5 protein-coding genes are annotated in these 5,050 nt (G+C 79.2%); all 5 read left to right on the top strand.

From position 1 onward, the window contains the following. A partial coding sequence (locus tag CS2_RS19220) for a saccharopine dehydrogenase family protein (protein WP_082740346.1) occupies window positions 1-881 on the top strand: 881 nt, incomplete at its 5' end. A 176-nt stretch (window positions 882-1,057) separates the two neighbouring features. After that, window positions 1,058-1,690, top strand: a complete 633-nt coding sequence (locus tag CS2_RS17660) for a class I SAM-dependent methyltransferase (RefSeq protein ID WP_070320954.1) — start codon at window positions 1,058-1,060, stop codon at window positions 1,688-1,690. A gap of 190 nt (window positions 1,691-1,880) precedes the next feature. Beyond that, a complete protein-coding gene (locus CS2_RS17650; RefSeq protein ID WP_070320952.1) occupies window positions 1,881-3,347 on the top strand; it encodes a DUF4232 domain-containing protein in 1,467 nt (488 codons plus the stop codon). Between the two features lie 150 nt (window positions 3,348-3,497). Then, window positions 3,498-4,328, top strand: a complete 831-nt coding sequence (locus CS2_RS17645) for an alpha/beta fold hydrolase (protein ID WP_046529114.1) — start codon at window positions 3,498-3,500, stop codon at window positions 4,326-4,328. Between the two features lie 83 nt (window positions 4,329-4,411). Then, the coding region (locus tag CS2_RS17640; protein ID WP_156442206.1) for an alcohol dehydrogenase catalytic domain-containing protein at window positions 4,412-5,050 on the top strand (639 nt) is incomplete at its 3' end.

The raw sequence follows: 5,050 nt of genomic DNA, 5'->3' as shown, positions 1-5,050 counted from the left end.
CCGACGCGCTGCGCGCCGCCGGGCACCACGTCACCGGCGCCGGCCGCACGCCCGGGCCCGGCGTGGACCTGCGCGTCGACCTGCGCGCCCCCGACGGCCTGGCCCGCGTGCGCGAGGCCGCCGCCGAGCACGACGTCGTCCTGCACGCGTCCGCCGTCGAGGACCCCGCGCTCGCGCGCGCCGTCGGCCGCACCCCGCTGGTCGACGCCTCCGCGACCGGCCGCTACCTCGACGGGCTCGCGGCGGCCGTGGCACCCGGCGGCACGCTCGTGCTCGGGGCCGGGCTCGTGCCGGGCCTCAGCACCGTGCTGGTCGCGTCGCTCGACGCACGGCCGGGCGACGAGATCGACGTCGCGGTGCTGCTCGGCACCGGCGAGACGCACGGCGACGCGGCGGTCGCGTGGACCGCCGGGCTCGCGGGCGCGGCGCTGCACGACCCGCCCGAGGGCGGCACCGTCATCAACCTGCGCTCGGCGCGCGTGCTGCCGACGCGCTCGGGCACCCGGCGCCTGCTGCGGGCCGACTTCCCCGACCACGTGCTCGTCGGCCGCGCGCGCGGCGTCACCGTCCGCAGCTACCTCGCTGCCGGCGGCGCCGCCACGACCGCCGCGCTCGCGCTGGTCGGCCGGTTCCCCGCGCTGCGCGCGCTCGTCGCGCGCATGCCGCACGTCGGGGACGACCGCTGGGAGGTCGGGGCCGTCAACCGGCGCACGGGCGAGCGCGTCGCCGCGCACGGTCGCGGGCAGTCGGCCGCCACCGGGCTGCTCGCGGCGCGGGCGGTCGAGGCCGCGGCCGCCGCACGCGGGCGCGGGGTCGTCACGAGCGCCGACCTGCTCACGCTCGACGACGTCGCCCGCGTCCCGGGCGTGCGGCTCGGCTGACGTGCGCCGTCGCGCCCGCGTCCCAGCGTGAGCCGGCGAGCGGTGCGCGGCGCTCGCGGGCCGACGGCAGGTGCGTCGGCGTTCCCGGGCGCGCTGACGAGGACGCGCGGCGCGGCACCGGGCGCGCGGGCCGACGGTCCCGGTGCCGCGCGCCCTGCCGGTCCTAGGCTCGCGGCGTGAGCGACGACGTCGTGCAGGCCGTCCGGGACCGCTTCGACCACCGCGCGCCGTCGTACGACGGCAGCGCCATGCACCGCGACCTGGCGGCCGCGGTCGCCGCGTTCGTCGACCTCGACGGCGTCGCGGACGTGCTGGACGTCGCGACCGGCACCGGTCTGGTGCTCCGGGCGCTGCGCGAGCGGCCCGGCGGGGCGGACCTGCGGCTCGTCGGCGTCGACGTGTCGGCGGGCATGCTGGCCGTCGCGCGCGGGCACCTGCCGGGGGCCGACCTGCGGGAGGCCGACGCGCGTGACCTGCCGCTGCCGGACGCGTGCGTCGACCTCGTGACGTGCGTGACGGGCCTCCACCTCATCCCCGGCACGCCCGCGGTCGTCGCGCAGTGGGCGCGCGTGCTGCGGCCCGCGGGCCGCGTGGTCACGGCGACGTTCGCGAGCTACGACCCCGCGCAGCACCACCGCGAGCAGCCCGGGTCGCAGCCGCCGTACCCGCAGCGGCACGCCGAGTTCGCGACCGTCGAGGCGCTCGACGCGCAGGTCGCGGACGCGGGGCTCGCGGTCGTGCGGCACGGCACGTGGACCGACGGCCACGACGTGCTGCTGCTCGCCGAGCTGGCGCGCGGCGCGCGCTGACCGCGGCCCTGCCGGGGCGGCGCCGTCAGCGCGCGTCGCGCACCGGCACCACCGCGGCGACGACCTGCGACGCGTCGGCCACCACGGCCACCACGGCCGCCACGGGTGCGTCGGCGAGGCTGCGCGATCTGACCTCGGTCCTCCCGGGACGCCCGACCGCGGCGGTGCGGCGCGGGTAGGGTCCCGAGGCGTGAGCGTCGCACCGCCGACCCCGCCCGCCGCGCCGGGCGACGGGCCGCACCGCGCCGACCGAGCACCGGGGGCGCCCGCTGCCGGCGCACCCGACACGACGCACCGGCGTCGCTCGCTCGCCGTCGCGGTCGCCGTGCTCGTGCTCGCGGTGGTCGCGGCGCTGCTGCTGCGCGTCCCGGGCGTGGCCGACCGGCTCCCGGGCGCCGCGGGGTGCGCGACGGTGGACGGCGACCCGCGGCCGCCCGCCGCGCTGCGCGCCGCCGCGCGGGAGGTGCGGGACGCGCTCGCGGGCGCGACGGACGAGCTCGCGGTCACGTGCCGCTTCACGGGCCCGGACGACGCCGACGGCACGGACCCCGGCGCGGACCCCGCCCGGTGGCAGCTGGGCGTCGACGCGGGGGTCGCGCAGGCGTCCGCCGTGCCGGACCTCGCGTCCGCCGTGCTCGCGACGGCCGACCCCGGCGCGCCGTGGACGTGGTGGCTCGGCGTGCACGGCACGCAGCGCACGCTCGAGGTCGTGCTCACGCCCGGCGGCGACGCGGCACCGGCGACCGCCGCGGCCGCGGTGCTCGCCGCGTCCGGCGCGACGTCGGTCTGGGTGGGCCCCGAGTCCGCGCACGTCCTGGTCACCTCCGGCGACCAGGTGGCCGGCGCGGTGCGTGCGGTCGACGCGGTGGACCTGCCGCCCACGACCGTGGGCGCCGACCACCCGTGGGTCGAGGTGCGGCAGGTGCACGCGGGTGCGTGGCCCGGTGGCGAGGCGGTCGCGCTGGCGGTCGACGTCGCCGGCTGGGAGGGCGTGTACCGCGTGGTCCTCACGGGCGGGGCGCCCGCGTCGGCGTCGCTCACGGTCGAGACCGAGGCGGACGCGTACCGCAGCGAGGTCGCGCGCCGCCTCGACGCCCTCGTGCAGCCGGGCGAACCGGTCGCCTACGACGTGCGCGCGGACGACGTGGGCGTGCCCGGCACGGTCGGGTCGGGCGGCGTCGCGCCCGCCCCCGCGCCCACGCCGGGCGCGACGGTCGACGGCGTCGCGGTCTGCCCGGGCGACGCGCTGGCCGTCGAGGTCACGGGCACCGACGCGGCGGCCGGCTCGCGCTTCCTGTTCCTGCGCGCGACGAACGCGGGCGCGACGCCGTGCGCGCTCGCGGGCGTCCCGGCGCTCGCGTTCACGCGCGCGTCCGGCACGCCCGTGCCGGACCTCACGCAGCTCGTCGACGTGGTCGCGCCCGACGCGCCGCCGACCACGGTCCTCGCACCGGGCGACGCGGCCGACGCGCAGGTGCGGTGGGGTGCGATGTCGACGACGAACGACCCGGACGTCGCGGTGCGGGTCACGGTCCGTCCGGTCCCGGGCGGCCCCGACGTCGACCTGGCGCTGCCGACGTCGCTCGACGTGCTCGCCGGGGCGACCGTGCGGGTGGGCCCGTGGCGGCCCGCGCAGGACCCGGCCGCCGCGCCCTGAGGTCGCGCCGGCGTCGCACCAGGCGCCGGGGGACGGACGGACGCCGGGCGGCCGCGCCGCGGGTGCTGCACGATGCACTCGGCGCCCGGTGCACGCCGGGCCCTCAGCGCCCGCGACCGTCGGGCGCCGCGACGAAGGAAGGCAAGGGGCATGCCGTACGTCACCAGCACCGCCACCGACCAGACCGTCGAGCTCTACTACGAGGACCACGGCAGCGGGCAGCCCGTGGTGCTCATCCACGGCTACCCGCTCGACGGGCACTCGTGGGAGAAGCAGACCGTCGCGCTGCTCGACGCCGGGTACCGCGTCGTCACGTACGACCGTCGCGGCTTCGGCCGCTCCACCAAGGCCACGCAGGGCTACGACTACGACACGTTCACCGCGGACCTCGACGCGGTGCTGACGACCCTCGACCTGCGCGACGTCGTGCTCGTCGGGTTCTCGATGGGCACGGGCGAGGTCGGCCGCTACCTGGGCACGCGCGGCTCGGGCCGCGTCGCGAAGGCCGCGTTCCTCGCGTCGATCGAGCCGTTCCTGCTGCAGACCGACGAGACCCCGCACGGCCTGCCGCAGAGCGCGTTCGACGAGATCGCGGCGAACGCGCAGCGCGACCGGTTCGCCTGGTACGACGAGTTCTTCCAGAACTTCTACAACCTCGACGAGAACCTCGGCTCGCGCATCAGCGAGGCCGCGGTGCGCGGCTCGTGGCAGGTCGCCGCGGGCGCCGCGCCGTGGGCCGCGTGGGAGGTCGTGCCGACGTGGCACACCGACCTGCGCGCCGACATCGCCGCGATCGACGTGCCGACCCTGATCCTGCACGGCACGGGGGACCGGATCCTGCCGATCGACGCCACCGGCCGGCCGTTCCACGCGCTGCTGCCGCAGGCCACGTACGTCGAGGTCGAGGGCGCGCCGCACGGTCTGCTGTGGACGCACGCGCAGGAGGTCACGGCCGCGCTGCTGGAGTTCCTCGCGTCCTGAGGGCCGAGGCCGGGGCCGGGTCGACGCGCCGTGCGTCGGCCCGGCCTCGGCGCGTCCGCCGGCGCGCGGGGCAGGATGGGCCCGTGCGCGCGCTGGTGGTCGACGAGTTCGGGGTGTTCCCGCAGGTCCGTGACGTCCCGGACCCGGTGTGCCCGCCCGACGGCGTGGTGGTCCGCGTCGCCGCGACGGGTGTGTGCCGGTCCGACTGGCACGCGTGGCAGGGCCACGACGACGACGTGCGGCTGCCGCACGTGCCGGGGCACGAGCTCGCGGGCACGGTCGTCGAGGTCGGCCCCGACGTGCGCGGCTGGCGCGCGGGCGACGTCGTGACCGTGCCGTTCGTCATGGCGTGCGGCGCGTGCGCGACGTGCCGCGCGGGCGACCAGCAGGTGTGCCCGCACCAGACGCAGCCGGGGTTCACGCAGTGGGGGTCGTTCGCGGAGCTCGTCGCGCTCGACCACGCCGACACGAACCTCGTGCGCGTGCCGGACGGCCTGTCGCCCGTGGCGGCCGCGGCGCTGGGCTGCCGGTTCGCGACCGCGTACCGCGCCGTCACGGTGCACGCCGCGGTGCGCGCCGGGCACGAGGTCGCGGTGCTGGGCTGCGGCGGCGTCGGGCTGTCGGCCGTCATGGTCGCGGCGGCGGCGGGTGCGCACGTCGTCGCGGTCGACCCGTCGCCCGCCGCGCGCGCCGCGGCCCGCGACGCGGGGGCGCACGTCGTG

Origin of the sequence: Cellulomonas iranensis NBRC 101100 = JCM 18110 (assembly GCF_001552375.1) — a bacterium.
GTDB lineage: Bacteria > Actinomycetota > Actinomycetes > Actinomycetales > Cellulomonadaceae > Cellulomonas > Cellulomonas iranensis.
This window is presented reverse-complemented; position numbering and strand designations above follow the sequence as displayed.

What these genes read in the sequence shown, in the direction of transcription:
- CS2_RS17645 (WP_046529114.1), top strand. Translation starts at nt 3,498, where the DNA reads ATGCCGTACGTCACCAGCACCGCCACCGACCAGACCGTCGAGCTCTAC.